The following is a 16,260-nucleotide window of genomic DNA, read 5'->3' on the forward strand; positions in this document are numbered from 1 at the left end:
TTACAGGCCCAACTTCCGCGACATATCGATCATCTTTTGCACGGCTAAACGCGCGCCTTCAGCGACCGCTTCGTCAACTTCTACTTTGTTTTCCATGGTGTGCAGAACATAAAGAATCTTCTCCAACGAAATCTTTTTCATGTACGGGCACATGTTGCAGGGCCCGACAAAGTCGACCTCTGGCAGTTCGTCAGCGATGTTGGACGCCATCGAACATTCCGTAATCAACATGGCTTTTTCAGGCTTCTCATCAGTCACATATTTGATGATCCCGCTGGTCGAGCCGCTAAAGTCAGCTTCGGCTACAACATCAGGCGGGCATTCTGGATGCGCGATCAGACGTGTGCCGGGGTTCCATTCGCGGAAGTCTTTAAGGTCTTGGGCTGTGTATTGTTCATGAACGATGCAGGAACCGGGCCAATACACGATGTTCTTTTTGCTTTGATTGGCAACGTTCTGCGCCAGATATTGGTCTGGCGTCATGATGACCGTATCGCTGTCCAACGCATCCACGATTTGAAGCGCATTCGACGAGGTACAGCAAATATCGGACGCTGCCTTCACATCAGCCGTGGTATTCACGTAGGTCACAACAGGCGCGCCGGGGTATTTGGCGCGCATTTCTTCAATGCCATCCGCGGTGATGCTTTCGGCCAAGGAACAGCCGGCTTCCATATCAGGCATCAGCACGGTCTTTTCGGGGCACAAGATCTTGGTGGTTTCCGCCATGAAGTGAACGCCGGCTTGAACGATGACCTCTGCATCGACCTCCTGCGCTTTCATGGCGATCTGAAGACTGTCTCCGACGAAGTCCGAAACACCGTGATAGATCTCTGGCGTCATGTAATTGTGGCCAAGAATAACGGCGTTGCGCTTTTTCTTGAGCTCGTTGATGGCCTTCACATAGGGCGCAAAATTCACCCAATCCAGTGGCGTTACGACACGGTCCATCTTCCGATAGATATCTCCCATGGACTCGGCCAACGCCGCAGAGGGCCTCAGGTCATAGTTCTCTGAAAGCTCTGAACGTAAGTTTACAAGGTCCAACATGGGCACCCTCCGAAAGGAATAAGAGCGGGTAGATTTATCTTCTTTGAAATCTACACAACTGAGTTGATCCGCACAGCCTGCCATAAGCGGCAAAAGCGCGATTTTGACAGATTGTCAGGTAAACGCATTTGCATCGGCCGCCCCGCCTCGATCAAACGAAAACGCCCGACACAAAGTCGGGCGCGTTCACATGTTTTGATTTGGTTTTAAAGCTCTTCGCGGATCACTGCGAAATCAACACGGCTGTCGCTGAACCCTTCAAGCGGGCGCGAATCTGATGGAGCACCAAGGATCAGTTGTTCCGAAGGGAACCCGGCGTTCACCAGTTTTGTCATCAACACAGCTGCGCGAAGGCGGCCTGTAGAACTGTCTTCACCAGAAAACGCCACATCAGAATGCTGTCCGATAAGACGCAATCGCGCCTGTGGGCAATTTGCGGCGATAGATGCCAGTTCACTTGCCAACGCGAAATCAGCATCTTCGACGATCATGCCGCGTGGTGCATATTCAATCGAAGCCCCCTGCACGGCCGCTTCGAGCTGTGACACACAGGCAGCAACCTGAAACTGGGTGCCAGATGTTTCAAAGGACGGCGCAACGAAGCTGGCCTGCTGTGCGGTCTCAACAACCGAAAATTCGACGCGACGGTCGTAAAATGCGGATGGCTGTGGCCCACTGACCAAAGATGGGATCGCATCACCAAGGCCCACTGCTTCGTACAAATGCGCATCAACACCAGAGGCCGCAACACGTGCAACCACGGCTTCAGCGCGTTCAAGGCTTAGTCGTTGATTGATGATCGGATCGCCAGACGGGTCAGAATGCCCTTCGACACGAATGGTCACACCTGGGCACTGCTGCGCCAAAAGTCCCAAAATACGAGCTTGGCCAAGACCTTCTTGTGAGCCTGTCAAACCACCGCTTGGGAAATACACCCGCGCCTGAGACGCCAGAATGCGCAACTCGTCGACACATTGGTTGTCGCGGGCAAGGCTTTCTTGTGCCGCTGCGAAAAAGTCTGTTCCGACGGGCCCTGCTTCAGGTGCTGCTGTTGCTGCCTCTTCGCCCAAGGCTACGTCGCGCGCCTGTTCGAGCGTGTCGATTGAAAACCCAGCGCTGCGGGTCACTTCGACGTCGTTACTCTCGGTCAGCAAGACCGCCAACTGCTCAGACACGTTTTCAGGCTCGGCGGGCGTCAATGGCGCTACGTCGTCAACTGGCTGCACGGCGGCAAGTGCCGCTGCAGCGGCTTCAACCGTCTCGAGTGGCGTTGTTTGTGCCACCTCTTCTGCGCCGCCATCAAATGACACGTTGATACGGTCCATGAACCCAGACCCAACGGCCAAAATCGCCACCGTCGGCGCAATCCAAGGCAAGTTTTTTATGATTTTATTAGTCATCCGTTCCCCCCAGAACAGTTATTCCGCTCGAAATGCGTTAAATTCAACGGGCAGCACACATTTCCTACATATTGACCTTTTAAAGGTATTTGGTGTTCTGGCTAGCCTTTTTATCAACATAATGTGGCTTATCCACAGTTCGGGTCCTGAATTACCCACAGAAACAAGGGTCAATTGAATGCGCGTGTCTTTTGCATCACAAGAACCCGCCGCCACATTCGCGCCACATTTGCGCCACCGCTTAAACACGAAGCCGCGTTTTGCTCATATTATGGCCCTTCAAGAGGCTGAACGACCGGCGGCTCCCCCGCCGACACGAGGCAATAAGTAGCAGAAGAAGGAGCGGCCCAATGCCGACTCAAACACCAACACCCGTAACGGCAACGCAGCAGCGACCTTCCCCGAACGGCACGCAGCGCCGACCAGGTCCGCCAAAGCCCGTAGTCTTTAAGGACTTCGCGAGCATCTAGCTCGAACCCCTCAGTTTCAGAACGACCCTGTCGCCTTTTCTCCCCCTCAGGTGACAACATTCAGGCCAGACGGTGCGCCGCGCAGATGTACTCCAGCATCCTGCCGCGCCCCCTCTGGCCCTTTTTTCGTCTGACGCTTAAGCTGTGTGAATGGCAGCCATTTCCTCCATCAGAAACATCGGCCCCGCATCCGAAGCGATGTACAATGCGGCGGGCATCATGACCGCAGAGGACCTGCGCCAAATGGGTGCGGATGCTGCCTATGCAAAGCTGCTGGAAACAGGTAACCGCCCCCATTTTATTGGCTACTACGCCCTCCATATGGCGCTTCAGGGACGGCCTTGGAATGATTGCAAAGGCGAAGAAAAGAAGGCGTTGCGGGTAAAGTTTGATGCTATCAAGGCGTCCCACTTCAATGCGCCTAAGTCGGAATTGGACGCTTTCATGGACCAAATCGGCCTGATTGATCGGCGGTAACCCGCGCCTTTACCTGCCCGTCGCTTTCACGCCCCACAATCTACGGCTACGTCTTGGGTCATGAAGCACCTTTTCCTAATCCCCCTTCTTGGTATGGCCGCTTGCTCCACACCTGAAACGGCATCGCCCGTAGCCCCGATTTCAGCGCCCCAAGCCGCGTTACACCCTGGTGAAACGATAGAAATGCGATCCCTGATCGTAAAATACGCGGCCATTCACAACATCCCCGAGGCGTTGCTTCACGCCGTGATACAGCGCGAAAGCGACTATCGCGCCAGTGCGCGCAATGGGCCGTACTACGGGTTGATGCAAATCTTGCCAGAAACTGCGGGTCAGATGGGATTCACAGGCGCACCAAGTGGACTGCTCGATGCGGAAACGAACCTTTTGTACGCAGGACGCTACCTGCGCGGTGCGTGGCTTTTGTCGAATGGAGACATCGATACTGCCGTTCAGTGGTACGCTCGTGGCTACTACTACGAGGCCCGAGATCGCTGCATGTTGGTGGAAACCCGACTGCGATCCAGCGAAGTTCGCCGCGACTGTTAGGCGCGTTTGAGGACCGAAACGGCGATCCCACCCAGCACCACAGCTGACGCCACAACCACATCCAACGTAATGGTTTCGTTTAACAAAATGGCACCTGCGACGATTGCGATGACGGGTACGCTCAACTGTGCAACGGCGCTGGTCGTGGCCGCCACTTGCGGCAAAACCCTATACCAAAGCGCATAGCCCAAGCCAGACATCACCGCACCACTAAGCACCGCACAAATCAGGCCACCCAGCGACCAGCCCGTGCCAATCAACATCAAAACCAGCGCCACAGGTGCGCATAAAGCAAAGCTAAGCGCCATGTCGCCCAGCGGGTCCTGACTGCCGCGGCCACGCATGGAAAACACGCCCCAACCAAAGCCGGACACCACCATAAAGACGACACCCATTACGTCTAACGTCATGCTTTCCGTTGGCCACAACAGCCAACCCAGCCCCGCCATTGCGACGGCCATGCCCACCCATTGGCGCGCATTTGGCTGTGTGCCAGCCAAATACGATCCGCCAAACATGGTGATCTGCACAATCCCGAACAGGATCAACGCGCCTACGCCCGAAGGAAGCGTCAGGTAAGCAATGGAAAAGGGAACCAAATACAATAACAGCGTGCTTGCAGTGATGACCCGCGCACGACTAACCCGCGCCCATCCCCCACGCATCAAAACCAGCACGGCCAACATCGCGGCCCCGCTCGCCAGTCGCACCCCTGCAAACAGCAACGGCTCCATCTCAAAGGTAAAGACCCCTGCCCGCGCCAAAATAGAATTGGCAGCAAAGGCGCACATTGTCACAGCGATCAAGGCGAATAGTTGCATAGGGTATCCTAAAATGAAAAAGGCCCCGCCGGATCAATCCAACGGGGCCCTTAAACCAAATGCTAGGTGGCTTAGCCGACCAGCTCAAGACCGGAGAAGAAGAATGCGATTTCTTCTGCAGCAGTCTCAGGAGCGTCGGAACCGTGTACGGAGTTTTCGCCGATGGACAGTGCGAATTCCTTACGGATTGTGCCGTCTGCCGCGTCCGCTGGGTTCGTTGCGCCCATAACTTCGCGGTTTTTCGCGATTGCGTCTTCGCCTTCAAGAACCTGAACAACGATTGGTTCGGAGATCATGAATTCTGTCAGTTCGCCAAAGAATGGACGCTCGGAGTGTACGCCGTAGAATTCTTGTGCTTGTGCAAGGGACAGCTGAATACGCTTGGACGCTACGATGCGCAGGCCAGCTTCTTCGAACTTGGCAGCAATCGCGCCTGTCAGGTTACGCTTAGTTGCGTCTGGTTTGATGATGGAGAATGTACGCTGGATAGCCATTTGAGGACCTCATGTAGGTTGAATGAATTGCGCGCCTGCTAGCATGGGGCGGATGCGTTGGAAAGGTGTCTTATCGCCTTGCCAATACAGATGCAGTGCGCTGCAATACTTATCAGTGCTTTGCATGAAATTTTTCGGCTTGCAGCATTGGCTGGCGATTTTTTAAGTGCCGCGCAATGAGCGCCTTTTGACGTTTTCCAGAAGGAATGTAGCGGGCGGCCTTAGGTTCAAAACCATGCTCATCAACCTCGGGGAAAATGCATGAGATTTCAGTGCGTGCCTCAGGGCTAAGGGCTTTTAACGCTTCAGGGCCGGGGTAGAAGCTTTCCGTTGGTGCCCCTTCCGCGAAGATAACCTCGTGTTGGTCAAAGAATAGATGGAAGTACTCCATCCCTTTGTTCGCGGGTTCACAATGGATGCCAGGCAGCTCTGTCAACTTGATCGCGGCAACCAGCGCTTCTGGTTCGCCAAACATACGTTCGCAAATGTTGGAAGAAATCAGCATCCGGTGTTGGCGGGAAACCAAGAGGTCACGCGAAGGCACTCCCAGCGCGATCGCCCCCGCCATAATACGGACAGGCGCTAGTTTTGTGTTCTCTTGAAGTTCCTTTGCTCTAATTTTTCGGCTCAGGACACGGCGTAAGGGTTTATAACAGCCATTAGCCACAAGGACTTCAGTACCCGTTTGGATATCTTCGACAGGCATCAATCCGTGCTTTGTGTCTATAAGCGTGCCGCGCACAAAACACGTGATCGTGCTGTACGGCGTGCCAGTCGTGGTGTGGCTTTGATATGATCCCAAAGTCGCGCCGACGCTAAACTCAGATCCGGGACCAGGGATGAAGTACCAACTGCCGTTCGTGAAGACAAAGTAGAAGGTCTCAACGTGCGGGTCACCGTTAACGTCTGTAAATGAAATATCGATATCGTAAGGTTGCCCAGTGGACGCATTGAAGGCACCGCCATTGATACTGACGGTTTCATTGGTGTCCGAAGCACCATCCAGCGTTGAATCGTCATCATCAATCGTCGCGGTATATGATGTGTTATACAGCGCGTTATAACCAGTTCCGGACCATTGAAATGCCGTAGCGGAATACTGTGGCATAGCTAATACCTATTTCAGTTGCAGTTTAACAGTCGGCACGACGCGTCCTGCCCCCTAGCTTCAAAAAACAACCTAAAGGTGAAATGTGTCTAAACTTGGAACGACTTCGCAATAATTGAGTGGCCTGGGCGTTAACCTAACATTCTCAAAGAACCATATGAACAGGAGGTTTTTCCTCTTAACGTCGTTTGTTACGCAACAATTCTACCAAACAAATTCGACCACACTTATCCGCCGCGATCAAAACCCCCGATTGACGCCCCCCGCCACCCGTGGCACTGCCCCTTCATGTTAAAAATTTCCGAGATCACATATTCCGTTGCCGGCCGCACATTGCTGGAAAACACATCCGTCACGATTCCTGCGGGCCATAAGGTTGGCCTTGTAGGACGCAACGGCACGGGTAAGACCACGCTGTTTCGCATCATTCGCGGCGAAATGGTTCTGGATACGGGTGAAATCGACCTGCCTAAGGGCTGGAAAATCGGTGGTGTGTCTCAAGAAGTGCCCGGCAATGAGGTTTCCCTGATCAACACCGTTTTGGCGGCAGATGTTGAACGTGTGGACCTGCTGGCTGAAGCAGAAACCGCCACAGAGCCGAACCGCATCGCAGAAATTCAAAACCGCCTGACCGATATTGACGCATGGTCTGCCGAAGCTCGCGCGTCCCAGATCCTTAAAGGTCTTGGATTTACCGCGTCCGAACAGCTGCAGCCTTGTTCCGCTTTCTCTGGCGGTTGGCGTATGCGCGTGGCCCTCGCCGCTGTGCTGTTCTCCGAACCTGATCTGCTGCTGCTCGATGAACCGACCAACTACCTCGACCTTGAAGGTGCGCTTTGGCTTGAGGCGTATCTCGTCAAATATCCGCACACCGTGCTGATCGTGTCCCACGACCGCGAATTGCTGAACCGCTCTGTTGGCGGCATCCTGCACCTCGAGGACAAGGGCCTGATCTACTACACCGGCAACTACGATATGTTCGTAAAACAACGCGCTGAGAAACGTGCATTGCTGTCCGCAGCCGCCAAGAAACAAGACGCAAAACGCGCGCACTTGCAGGCCTTCGTTGATCGTTTCAAAGCCAAAGCCTCCAAAGCTAAGCAAGCCCAGTCTCGCGTAAAAGCTCTTGAAAAGATGGAAACAATTCGCGCTCCCGAAGACGCGGCTCGCACGGTTTTCACCTTCCCCAAGCCCGAAGAACTGTCACCTCCTATTATCGCCACTGAAGGCGTGTCTGTCGGGTACGGCGAAACGATCGTGTTGGATAAACTTGATCTGCGCATCGACCAAGATGACCGCATCGCGCTTCTGGGTCGGAACGGTGAAGGCAAATCCACGCTGTCTAAATTGCTCTCTGGTCGCCTTGAAAAGATGGGCGGCAAATTCGAATCTTCCAACAAGCTGCGGATCGGCTTCTTTGCGCAGCACCAAGTGGATGAGCTTTACGTCGACGAAACCCCGCTCGACCACCTGTTTCGCGAGCGCGGCAAAGAAGGCGGTGCAAAACTGCGCGCGCGCCTTGCCGGATTTGGCCTTGGTGCTGACCAAGCCGAAACCGAAGTTGGCCGCCTGTCTGGTGGCCAAAAGGCCCGCCTGTCGTTACTGCTGGCGACACTCGACGCCCCTCACCTTCTCATCCTCGATGAGCCGACAAACCACCTCGACATCGAATCGCGCGAAGCGCTGGTCGAAGCGCTCACTGCCTACACGGGCGCTGTGATCCTCGTCAGCCACGATATGCACCTTCTATCAATGGTCGCCGACCGCCTCTGGCTGGTCAAAGACGGCCGCGTCGCCACCTATGACGACGACCTTCAGGCGTACCGCAAAATGCTGCTAACGCCAGACACGCGCAAAGCCGACAAAGAAAAACCGAAAAAACCGGCTAAGCCGAAAGCCTCACGCGATCAGCTTCTTGCGATGAAGGCCGAGGTGCGTAAATGCGAAGAACGTGTCAACAAAATCAACGACATGGCCGACAAGCTTTCCAAGAAGCTGGCAGATCCTGTGCTTTATGAAGACGCCCGCAAGGGTGAGCTTGAAACATGGAACCGCAAATATGCCGAGGTCCGTGACGCGCTGAAAAAGGCCGAAAGTCTTTGGATGATGGCACTCGAAAAACTTGACGCCGCAGAAAAGCAGTAACTCTTTCTTAACCCTGCTTTTGTTTCAAAAATATCCCCCGCGGAGCGTCCCCCCTTGCGTCGGGCGCTTCGCCCGTAAAGGATCGCTCACATGGATCCCAATTTTCTCATCACCGCCTTCGTCGCGCTCTTTGTGGTCATAGACCCCATCGGTCTCGCGCCTTTGTTTGTCGCCCTGACCGCGGGCATGTCAGCGCAAAAACGTCGTGCTATTGCGGTGCGTGCGTGCCTTGTTTCAATCGGCATTCTCTTACTGTTCGCGCTGTTCGGCACGGGCATTCTGGAATTTGCCGGTATCTCTATGCCTGCCTTCCGTATCGCGGGTGGTATCCTGCTCTTTATCACTGCCCTCGATATGTTGTTTGAGCGCCGTCAAAAACGCCGCGAAGATCAGGCTGAAGATGATGACGAACACCATGACGACGACCCGTCCGTCTTCCCCCTCGCTATCCCTCTTATCGCGGGTCCTGGGGCGATTGCGACGATCATCCTGCTTGTTGGCCAGACAAGTGACACAGTCGGCTTCTTTGCCGTTATGGGCGTCCTTCTTGCCGTGCTTGCCATCGTTTTCGTGCTGTTCCTCGGCTCAACTACTATCGAACGCTTACTTGGGAAAACCGGCATTTCTGTCGTGACCCGCCTGCTCGGCATGCTTCTCGCAGCGCTTTCGGTTCAGTTTGTCCTCGACGGGTTAAGCTCGTTCGGACTGGGAACTTAAAAACAGATGTTTGGGCTGGACGCAGGACAACTCATCGCGCTGGCCTTCCTCGCGATCCTTGGCCTGTCCTTCTTTGGTTCAATCCTTAGTAACAGCACGCAGCTACGTAACGCATTGATCTGGATTGCGATATTTGGCGGAATGTTCATGTTCTCCGGCCAATGGGATTCGCTCTCAAGCAACTTCGTCCAGAGAGAACCGACCTTCATCGATAGCCGAATTGAAGTTCCCAAAGGCGCTGACAATCATTTCAGGCTGACCCTGCGGATCAACGATGTGCCGATTGATTTTCTGGTTGATACCGGCGCCAGCCAAGTCGTGTTGACGCGAGAAGATGCAAAACGCGTCGGCCTTGATCCCGAAAACCTCGCCTTTATCGGAACGGCATTCACCGCCAATGGTGAAGTCGCAACAGCCCCTGTCCGTTTGGACACCGTTGATTTGGGCGATATGCGTGACACCCGTGTGCGTGCCAGCGTGAACTCTGGCGAAATGGAAAGCTCGCTGTTGGGTATGTCTTACCTCAGCAGGTTTGAGTCTATTGAGATCCGCCGCGATGTGCTGATCTTGAACCGCTAAGGTTATTTCTCGGCTTTCTTTTCCCAGCGACCCGAATCTTGCGACCAATACTGTGCAGAACACCCCGCATCCGTCAGGGTTTTCCACTGGGTCCGCGCCTTGGCCAATGCATCCCCATCGTAGCCATCAAACAACACACAAACCCGTTCAGCTGCATTCACCTCGTCGGCGCTGATGTCAGCGCCATGCACCGACATTACACAGCTTGGTTTGTTCGCGGCAACTTCACCTGATGTCAACAAAATGGGTTGGTCGGGGTCGTTGTCTCCACCTGCCAGCCCATGCGCCAAAAACGCCTCGGGCGGGCCGCCCCAGAGCGCTTGGTCGAGGCGCTCCATCGCACCCCGATCAACACCGCGCACCTCAACCACCCATCCCGCACCACGAGATTTTTCAAGCAACATCGGTAACGTCTGTTCCAACGATGCACTTGTCAGATGGTAGAAGTACGCAGCGCCCACTTACATTCACTCCGTCTCGTAAGCGTTTGCGATAAAGCGGTTAATCGCCATAACACCCCAGCCAGTCGCGCCAGCAGGTGCCAGTGCAGTTTCAGCCTTAACCGATGCTACGCCGGCAATATCAAGATGGATCCACGGCATGCCTTCTTTGACGAAACGGCGAATAAATTGCGCCGCTGTGATGGACCCTGCATCGCGACCACCGACGTTCTTCATATCAGCAATCCGGCTTTTCAGTTTCGCGTCATAAGCGGCTGACATCGGCAAACGCCATGCGCCCTCACCTTCGGCATAAGCCGCTTTCATGAAGCCTTTGGTGAACTCATCGTGGTTAGAAAATACGCCCGCATGTTCATGCCCAAGTGCGATAATCACAGCCCCTGTCAGCGTGGCAAGGTTGATGATGCCCGTTGGCTCAAACCGCTCTTGTGCGTACCAGATCACGTCGGCCAGAACCAAACGCCCTTCGGCGTCTGTATTGATGACCTCAATCGTGTCGCCCTTCATGGATGTCACCACGTCACCGGGGCGCGTTGCACGGTCAGACGGCATATTTTCAACCAAGCCGACAAGTCCGACAACATTGGCCTTCGCTTTGCGCAAAGCCAGCGTTTTCATCACACCGGACACAACGCCAGCACCGCCCATGTCCATGGTCATGTCTTCCATGCCCGCCGCTGGCTTGAGTGAAATACCGCCTGTGTCAAACACAACGCCCTTCCCGACCAGTGCGAACGGTGCTTCGTCTCCGCCACCATTCCACTGCATCACAACAACTTTGGATGGGCTCGCAGAGCCATGCCCAACGCTGAGGAGTGACCCCATGCCGAGCTTTTGAAGTTCATCTTCTTCCAGAACCTCGACCTTCATGCCAAGCTTTTCAAGCTCAACCAAGCGGTCCGCGAATTCCGTTGTCGTCAGGACGTTGGCAGGTTCGTTCGTCAAATCACGCGTAAAAACAACACCTTCAGCGACGGCCATCTCAGCGTCAGCGACAGCTTGGATGTTGTCAGGCGCGTTTACCATCAGTTCGATGTTGCCAAGCGCGTCTTGCTCACCCGTCTTATGTGGCGTGAACGTATACCCACGCAGCGCGCAGCCCAGTGCGACCTGTTCCATACGTCCGATGTTGCCACCCATGATCAAAACGTCACCGTCACCACGCGCTTTTGCGATAGATGCGCCAGCCTTGCGCGCCTCCTCAACAGACGGGCGACGCGGCAGTTTCACCACGATGACTTTCTGTGCCGCAAGGCCGACTGGGTAAGACATAACAACGCCCTCACCCACCTTAGCCTTGGCAAATTGTGGGTTATCCACCGCCCGCATGATCCCCTTTTTCGACAAACCGTTCACTTTGCGCGCACTTTGATCCAGCGCGTTGTCTGGCGTTACGAACACGGCAATCACGCCTTCGCGCGTTGCCAATTCGGTCAGGTTTGTTTCGGTAATTTGCAGCTTTGGAAGGTCAGTCATGGAACACCTGTTGGGTTGTGGATTTCTGCTTTAGGCAATTGGTAGCTTGCGCCCGCACCAAAGGCCAGACAGCACTTGGGTCCGCCCGTCAAATGGGGTAGCAAGTTGCCACTATTGGTATGTCAATTAAGGGGGGCACAGACTGTGGGGAAATTTGACCGCTATTTGCTGTCGCAGCTCCTCGTTCTGTTTGGGTTCTTTTCGCTCATTCTTGTGCTGATCTATTGGATCAACCGCGCAGTGAGTTTGTTTGACCGCCTCATTGCAGATGGTCAGTCCGCATGGGTGTTTTTGGAACTTACGTCCCTGTCCCTGCCCGGTATCATTCGCATTGTTTTGCCGCTGTCTGCATTTGTGGCCGCCGTTTACGTCACCAATCGCATGGCCTCGGAATCGGAGCTGACGGTCGTTCAAGCAACAGGATATTCCCCATTTCGCCTTGCGCGGCCCGTTGTCTACTTTGGGCTGATCGTCGCGATTTTGATGTCCATCCTCACGCACATCCTTGTGCCTCTTTCGACAGAACGCCTGATCCTGCGTCAGGCTGAGATTTCCCAAAATATGACCGCACGTCTTCTCACACCTGGTGAATTTCTGACACCCAACCCAGACGTGACATTCTACATTGGTGACGTGTCCCCGAACGGCGAGATGCTGGATATCTTCATCTCGGAATCCTCGTCTGAAACCCAACGCACAACCTATACAGCGTCACGCGCATACCTTGTGCGCACGGACAATGGTCCGCAGTTGGTTATGGTTGAAGGGCTAACGCAAACGCTAAACGTTGAAACCAACCGCTTACTTACAACGTCGTTTGAAGACTTTGCCTATGACATTGGTGGATTGATTGGCGACGTGACCCCACAGTCCACTTCAGTGAACGGCCTGTCCACTTGGGCCCTACTCAACCCCACGCCTGAGATTATGGAGTCGACCAACCAATCCGCCCTAGCATTGAAGCTTCGTGGTCATGACCGGATCGCGCAATCTACACTTGGATTTGTCGCGAGCCTTCTTGGGTTCTCAGCGTTGATAGTTGGTGGATTCAGCCGCTTTGGTTTATGGCGCTATATCGTCTTTGCCGTCGGACTGGTGATCCTATTGAAGGTTCTTGAAAGCGTTGGCACCAACATAGCACGCGGCGGTGAAGCCTTGTGGCCGTTCGTTTACCTCGCGGGTATCAGCGGCGCTGCGATATCTGTCGCCTTGTTATATATCGCAACGCGGCCCTATTTCTTCAAACGCCGCCCCAAAGCAGTGCCGAGCGAGGTCGCGATATGATCCTTCATCGCTATTTTGCCCGTCGGTTTGCGTGGACCTTTGCTGCGACGTTTGGTTCGTTCTTTATTTTGATGGTCTTGATTGACCTCGTGGAACAACTTCGTCGTTTTGGCGGCAAGGCAAGTTTTTGGGAATTACTCCAGTTGAGTTTGCTGAACCTTCCCGGTGGTATCTATGGCATCTTGCCTTTGATCACCGCGCTGGCGACTCTTGCGATGTTCCTTGGATTGTCACGCTCCTCAGAATTGGTTGTGACCCGGGCCGCTGGACGCTCAGCATTACGTGCATTGCTTTCGCCACTCTTTGTGACGCTCGTTATTGGCGCAATCACAATTGGTGTCTTCAATCCCATCGTTGCGGCAACCTCAAAAGAGTTCGAAGCACGTGAAACCGCCTTGCGTTCCGGTGAATCCTCGATCTTGTCGATCTCCGAGAACGGGCTCTGGCTGCGCCAAGGCAATGAAACCACACAAACCGTGATCCGTGCTGCTGCGTCCAATCTTGATGGGACCGAATTGCAAAACGTCTCTTTCATCACCTTCGCACCTGAAAGCGGCCCAACCCGGCGTATCGAAGCGGCATCCGCAACCTTGCTGGCTGGCGCATGGGAATTGACGGACGCCAAGGTCTGGCCCTTGGGCGACGACCGCGTTGCAGAACAATGGGCGACAATTCACGAAACCCTACGCATCCCCTCAACGCTTACAGCGGATGAGATCCGCGATAGCTTTGGGGTGCCGTCCTCGATCCCAATCTGGGACCTCCCCACCTTCATTGCACGCCTTGAAGTTGCTGGCTTTTCTGCCACCCGACATCAGGTGTGGCTGCAAATGGAACTCGCGCTTCCGGCATTCTTGCTTTCCATGGTTTTGATTGGTGCAGGGTTCACCATGCGACACCAACGCGGCGGGAAAACAGGCGTCATGGTCCTAGCTGCGATCCTAATCTGTTTCGCGCTTTTCTTTTTACGCAATTTCGCGCAAATCTTGGGCGAGAACGGGCAGATTCCTGCGGTTCTTGCCGCTTGGGCGCCGCCTATCGCGGCCATCGCAGCCTCCCTTGGCTTTTTGTTACACCTTGAGGACGGCTGATGCGTTTCTTACTCACCTTGTTGTTTACGCTGTTGCCGATGCTGGCCTCTGCCCAAGGCGCGGCAACTCTCGTTGCCGATAGCGTTTTTGTCCCCGCTGGCGGGCAACAGCTTATAGCGCAGGGCAATGTTGAGGTCTTCTTTGACGGGACGCGCCTGTCCGCGCAGCGCATCACATTTGACCAAGCCACAGACAGGCTGACAATCGAAGGTCCGCTGTTTGTCACAGGGTCTGACGGCATGATTTTCACCGCCGACAGCGCCTCCCTTGATCCGCAACTTAGAAACGGCATCCTGCGCGGTGCGCGTTTGGTGCTAAACGAACAGTTGCAAATGGCTGCGTCTCAAGTTGATCGTGTCGAAGGGCGCTACACCCAGCTATACCAAGTCGCTGCTACGTCCTGTCAAATCTGTGAAAGCGGCGAAACGCCCCTATGGGAGATCCGCGCCCGCCGCGTGATCCATGATCAAGACGAGCAGCAGCTTTACTTTGACGATGCGTCGTTTCGCGTTGTTGGTGTTCCAATCTTTTGGCTGCCCCGCATGCGCCTGCCTGACCCAACGCTTTCCCGCGCAACGGGTTTGTTAACGCCGAGCATTTCTTCATCCGACAGTTTAGGTACGGGCATTCGGCTCCCCTACTTTATCAAACTCGGCGACCATCGCGATCTGACCCTAACCCCCTACTTGTCGACCTCAACAACGACACTAGAGGCGGCGTACCGGCAAGCATTTCTGCGCGGGGACATTACCGTTGATGCTGCTGTGACCCGCGATGACATTTCGCCGGAAACACGGGCATATATCTTTGCTGATGGTATCTTTGACCTTGGGGATGACATCAAACTGCATTTTGACATCGAATACACCTCTGACGACGACTACCTTTTGGAATATGACTATTCCGACAAAGACCGTCTCGACAGCGAGATATCCCTCGAACGCGTGCGTGACCGCGACCTGACGCAAGCCTCGCTGACCTATTACAGTTCACTGCGATCCGGCGAAAACTCCGCCACGCTCCCGCCTCTCCTTGCAGATATCAGCTGGGAACGCCGCGTCACTCCCAGTTGGGGCGGCACCCTCAGCTTCACGTCTGATATGCAAAGTCATTACCGCGAAACTGCGACCGATGTGGTCGGTCGTGACGTCGCCCGTGTGAGCTTTGGAACCGCGTGGCGCGATGACCATATTACGCAATACGGGCTTGTGGTGGATGGCACCCTCGGGCTTGATTTCGACTATTACAACGTAAGTGATGACAGTCTCGTAGATGACACTTTACGCAGCACGATCTATGCGCAAACCACATTGCGCTATCCCCTAATCCGCCAAACCGCCCAAGCGACCCATGTATTGGAACCACTGTTCCAACTGGCATGGTCCGATGTTCAGGGCGACACCGTAACCAACGAAGACAGCACCGCGACGGAATTTGACCAAGCCAACTTACTCGCCCTGTCGCGCTTTGCAGGCGAAGACGCGGTTGAAACAGGTCTGCGCGGTGCAGCAGGTTTGTCGTGGACGCGTGTTGGCACAAATGGATGGGACAGCACGCTAACTGTCGGGCGGGTTTTTCGCGAAACGTCTGATCTCAGTTTCTCGGAAACGTCGGGTCTGCGCGGAACATCTTCTGACTGGCTTATCGCGGGACAATTGCGAACGCCTGCGGGCTTTACTGTAGACAGCCGTGTTCTCGTGGATGACACCCTCGCCGTTACACGATCAGAAACTCTTGCTGGCTGGACTGGTGGCAAACTCGACCTAAGTGCGGGCTACATCTTCCTGCCGACGGATTTGGACGAATCGCGTACCGTGGACGTGTCCGAATGGACCTTCGATACGACCTACCGCTTCAACAACACATGGTCGATGGGGCTAGATGCACGCTATGACGTGGCCTCGACCGCCCCGACCCAATCCGGTCTGGAAATTGGCTGGCAAAACGAATGTGTAACGGTTGATTTTTCGGTGTCGCGCCGCTTCACATCTTCCACTACACTTACGCCAAGCACGGACTTTGGGCTTTCGATCGGGTTGAACGGCTTTAGCGCCGGAAACGCGACAGGTATCCCATCACGTCACTGTACGAACTAAAGACCAAGACCTAAGAAACGACCCGAGTAGACAAAAAAGACG

The 16,260-nt window shown here is 54.6% G+C and carries 15 protein-coding genes; 8 read left to right on the forward strand and 7 right to left on the reverse strand.

The features are described from left to right. Both nadA and OSB_RS09005 read right to left on the reverse strand, forming a co-directional pair. Positions 1–1,050: a quinolinate synthase NadA gene (gene nadA, locus OSB_RS09000; RefSeq protein ID WP_049834677.1), complete on the reverse strand. Its 1,050-nt coding sequence runs from the start codon at positions 1,048–1,050 to the stop codon at positions 1–3. Positions 1,051–1,256: 206 nt separating this feature from the next. Further along, on the reverse strand, positions 1,257–2,450 hold the full coding sequence (locus OSB_RS09005) for an OmpA family protein (protein WP_049834678.1): 1,194 nt from the start codon (positions 2,448–2,450) through the stop codon (positions 1,257–1,259). 620 nt (positions 2,451–3,070) lie between these two features. Here OSB_RS09005 and OSB_RS09010 point away from each other — a divergent pair. Continuing rightward, positions 3,071–3,397: a TfoX/Sxy family protein gene (locus OSB_RS09010; RefSeq protein ID WP_049834679.1), complete on the forward strand. Its 327-nt coding sequence runs from the start codon at positions 3,071–3,073 to the stop codon at positions 3,395–3,397. 60 nt (positions 3,398–3,457) lie between these two features. Further along, on the forward strand, positions 3,458–3,946 hold the full coding sequence (locus OSB_RS09015) for a transglycosylase SLT domain-containing protein (protein WP_049834680.1): 489 nt from the start codon (positions 3,458–3,460) through the stop codon (positions 3,944–3,946). Here OSB_RS09015 and OSB_RS09020 read toward each other — a convergent pair. The 3 genes from OSB_RS09020 to OSB_RS09030 form a co-directional block, all read right to left on the reverse strand. Then, positions 3,943–4,767, reverse strand: a complete 825-nt coding sequence (locus OSB_RS09020; RefSeq protein ID WP_049834681.1) for a DMT family transporter — start codon at positions 4,765–4,767, stop codon at positions 3,943–3,945. The two genes, OSB_RS09015 and OSB_RS09020, sit on opposite strands and share 4 nt — an antisense overlap. 71 nt (positions 4,768–4,838) lie before the next feature. After that, entirely contained in the window at positions 4,839–5,261 is a 423-nt protein-coding gene (gene ndk / locus OSB_RS09025) for a nucleoside-diphosphate kinase (RefSeq protein ID WP_049834682.1), read from the reverse strand. Positions 5,262–5,373: 112 nt separating this feature from the next. Beyond that, a complete protein-coding gene (locus OSB_RS09030) occupies positions 5,374–6,369 on the reverse strand; it encodes a Hint domain-containing protein (protein ID WP_049834683.1) in 996 nt (331 codons plus the stop codon). Positions 6,370–6,657: 288 nt separating this feature from the next. Here OSB_RS09030 and OSB_RS09035 point away from each other — a divergent pair, with 288 nt between their 5' ends. From OSB_RS09035 to OSB_RS09045, 3 genes are all read left to right on the forward strand, one after another. Beyond that, entirely contained in the window at positions 6,658–8,514 is a 1,857-nt protein-coding gene (locus OSB_RS09035) for an ABC-F family ATP-binding cassette domain-containing protein (protein WP_049834684.1), read from the forward strand. Between the two features lie 90 nt (positions 8,515–8,604). Beyond that, positions 8,605–9,231 (forward strand): MarC family protein, encoded by a 627-nt coding sequence (locus tag OSB_RS09040; RefSeq protein ID WP_049834685.1) that lies wholly within the window; start codon positions 8,605–8,607, stop codon positions 9,229–9,231. Between the two features lie 6 nt (positions 9,232–9,237). After that, entirely contained in the window at positions 9,238–9,810 is a 573-nt protein-coding gene (locus OSB_RS09045) for a retropepsin-like aspartic protease family protein (protein WP_049834686.1), read from the forward strand. 2 nt (positions 9,811–9,812) lie between these two features. Here the strand turns inward: OSB_RS09045 and OSB_RS09050 are convergent, their stop codons facing one another. After that, positions 9,813–10,271, reverse strand: coding sequence for a DNA polymerase III subunit chi (locus OSB_RS09050; protein WP_049834687.1), 459 nt, complete (start codon positions 10,269–10,271; stop codon positions 9,813–9,815). 6 nt (positions 10,272–10,277) lie between these two features. Next, positions 10,278–11,747, reverse strand: a complete 1,470-nt coding sequence (locus tag OSB_RS09055; protein WP_049834688.1) for a leucyl aminopeptidase — start codon at positions 11,745–11,747, stop codon at positions 10,278–10,280. A 144-nt stretch (positions 11,748–11,891) separates the two neighbouring features. On the opposite strand from OSB_RS09055, the gene lptF reads away from it, so the two are divergent. From lptF to OSB_RS09070, 3 genes are read left to right on the forward strand one after another with little or no spacing between them, the layout of a single operon-like run. Beyond that, positions 11,892–13,031 carry an LPS export ABC transporter permease LptF gene (gene lptF, locus OSB_RS09060; protein ID WP_049834689.1) on the forward strand — a complete coding sequence of 380 codons (1,140 nt, stop codon included), beginning with the start codon at positions 11,892–11,894 and terminating at the stop codon, positions 13,029–13,031. After that, on the forward strand, positions 13,028–14,122 hold the full coding sequence (gene lptG, locus OSB_RS09065; protein ID WP_049834690.1) for an LPS export ABC transporter permease LptG: 1,095 nt from the start codon (positions 13,028–13,030) through the stop codon (positions 14,120–14,122). Before lptF ends, lptG begins: the two co-directional genes overlap by 4 nt. After that, positions 14,122–16,218, forward strand: coding sequence for an LPS-assembly protein LptD (locus OSB_RS09070; protein WP_049834691.1), 2,097 nt, complete (start codon positions 14,122–14,124; stop codon positions 16,216–16,218). Before lptG ends, OSB_RS09070 begins: the two co-directional genes overlap by 1 nt. Positions 16,219–16,260 lie beyond the last annotated feature (42 nt).

This window comes from Octadecabacter temperatus (genome assembly GCF_001187845.1).
GTDB classification, from domain to species: Bacteria; Pseudomonadota; Alphaproteobacteria; order Rhodobacterales; family Rhodobacteraceae; genus Octadecabacter; species Octadecabacter temperatus.

Coding starts and splice junctions, on each gene's coding strand:
- OSB_RS09020 (WP_049834681.1), bottom strand. CDS start 4,767: ATGCAACTATTCGCCTTGATCGCTGTGACAATGTGCGCCTTTGCTGCC.
- OSB_RS09010 (WP_049834679.1), top strand. CDS start 3,071: ATGGCAGCCATTTCCTCCATCAGAAACATCGGCCCCGCATCCGAAGCG.
- OSB_RS09005 (WP_049834678.1), bottom strand. CDS start 2,450: ATGACTAATAAAATCATAAAAAACTTGCCTTGGATTGCGCCGACGGTG.
- nadA (WP_049834677.1), bottom strand. CDS start 1,050: ATGTTGGACCTTGTAAACTTACGTTCAGAGCTTTCAGAGAACTATGAC.
- OSB_RS09035 (WP_049834684.1), top strand. CDS start 6,658: ATGTTAAAAATTTCCGAGATCACATATTCCGTTGCCGGCCGCACATTG.
- OSB_RS09040 (WP_049834685.1), top strand. CDS start 8,605: ATGGATCCCAATTTTCTCATCACCGCCTTCGTCGCGCTCTTTGTGGTC.
- OSB_RS09055 (WP_049834688.1), bottom strand. CDS start 11,747: ATGACTGACCTTCCAAAGCTGCAAATTACCGAAACAAACCTGACCGAA.
- ndk (WP_049834682.1), bottom strand. CDS start 5,261: ATGGCTATCCAGCGTACATTCTCCATCATCAAACCAGACGCAACTAAG.
- OSB_RS09045 (WP_049834686.1), top strand. CDS start 9,238: ATGTTTGGGCTGGACGCAGGACAACTCATCGCGCTGGCCTTCCTCGCG.
- OSB_RS09070 (WP_049834691.1), top strand. CDS start 14,122: ATGCGTTTCTTACTCACCTTGTTGTTTACGCTGTTGCCGATGCTGGCC.
- OSB_RS09015 (WP_049834680.1), top strand. CDS start 3,458: ATGAAGCACCTTTTCCTAATCCCCCTTCTTGGTATGGCCGCTTGCTCC.
- lptG (WP_049834690.1), top strand. CDS start 13,028: ATGATCCTTCATCGCTATTTTGCCCGTCGGTTTGCGTGGACCTTTGCT.
- OSB_RS09030 (WP_049834683.1), bottom strand. CDS start 6,369: ATGCCACAGTATTCCGCTACGGCATTTCAATGGTCCGGAACTGGTTAT.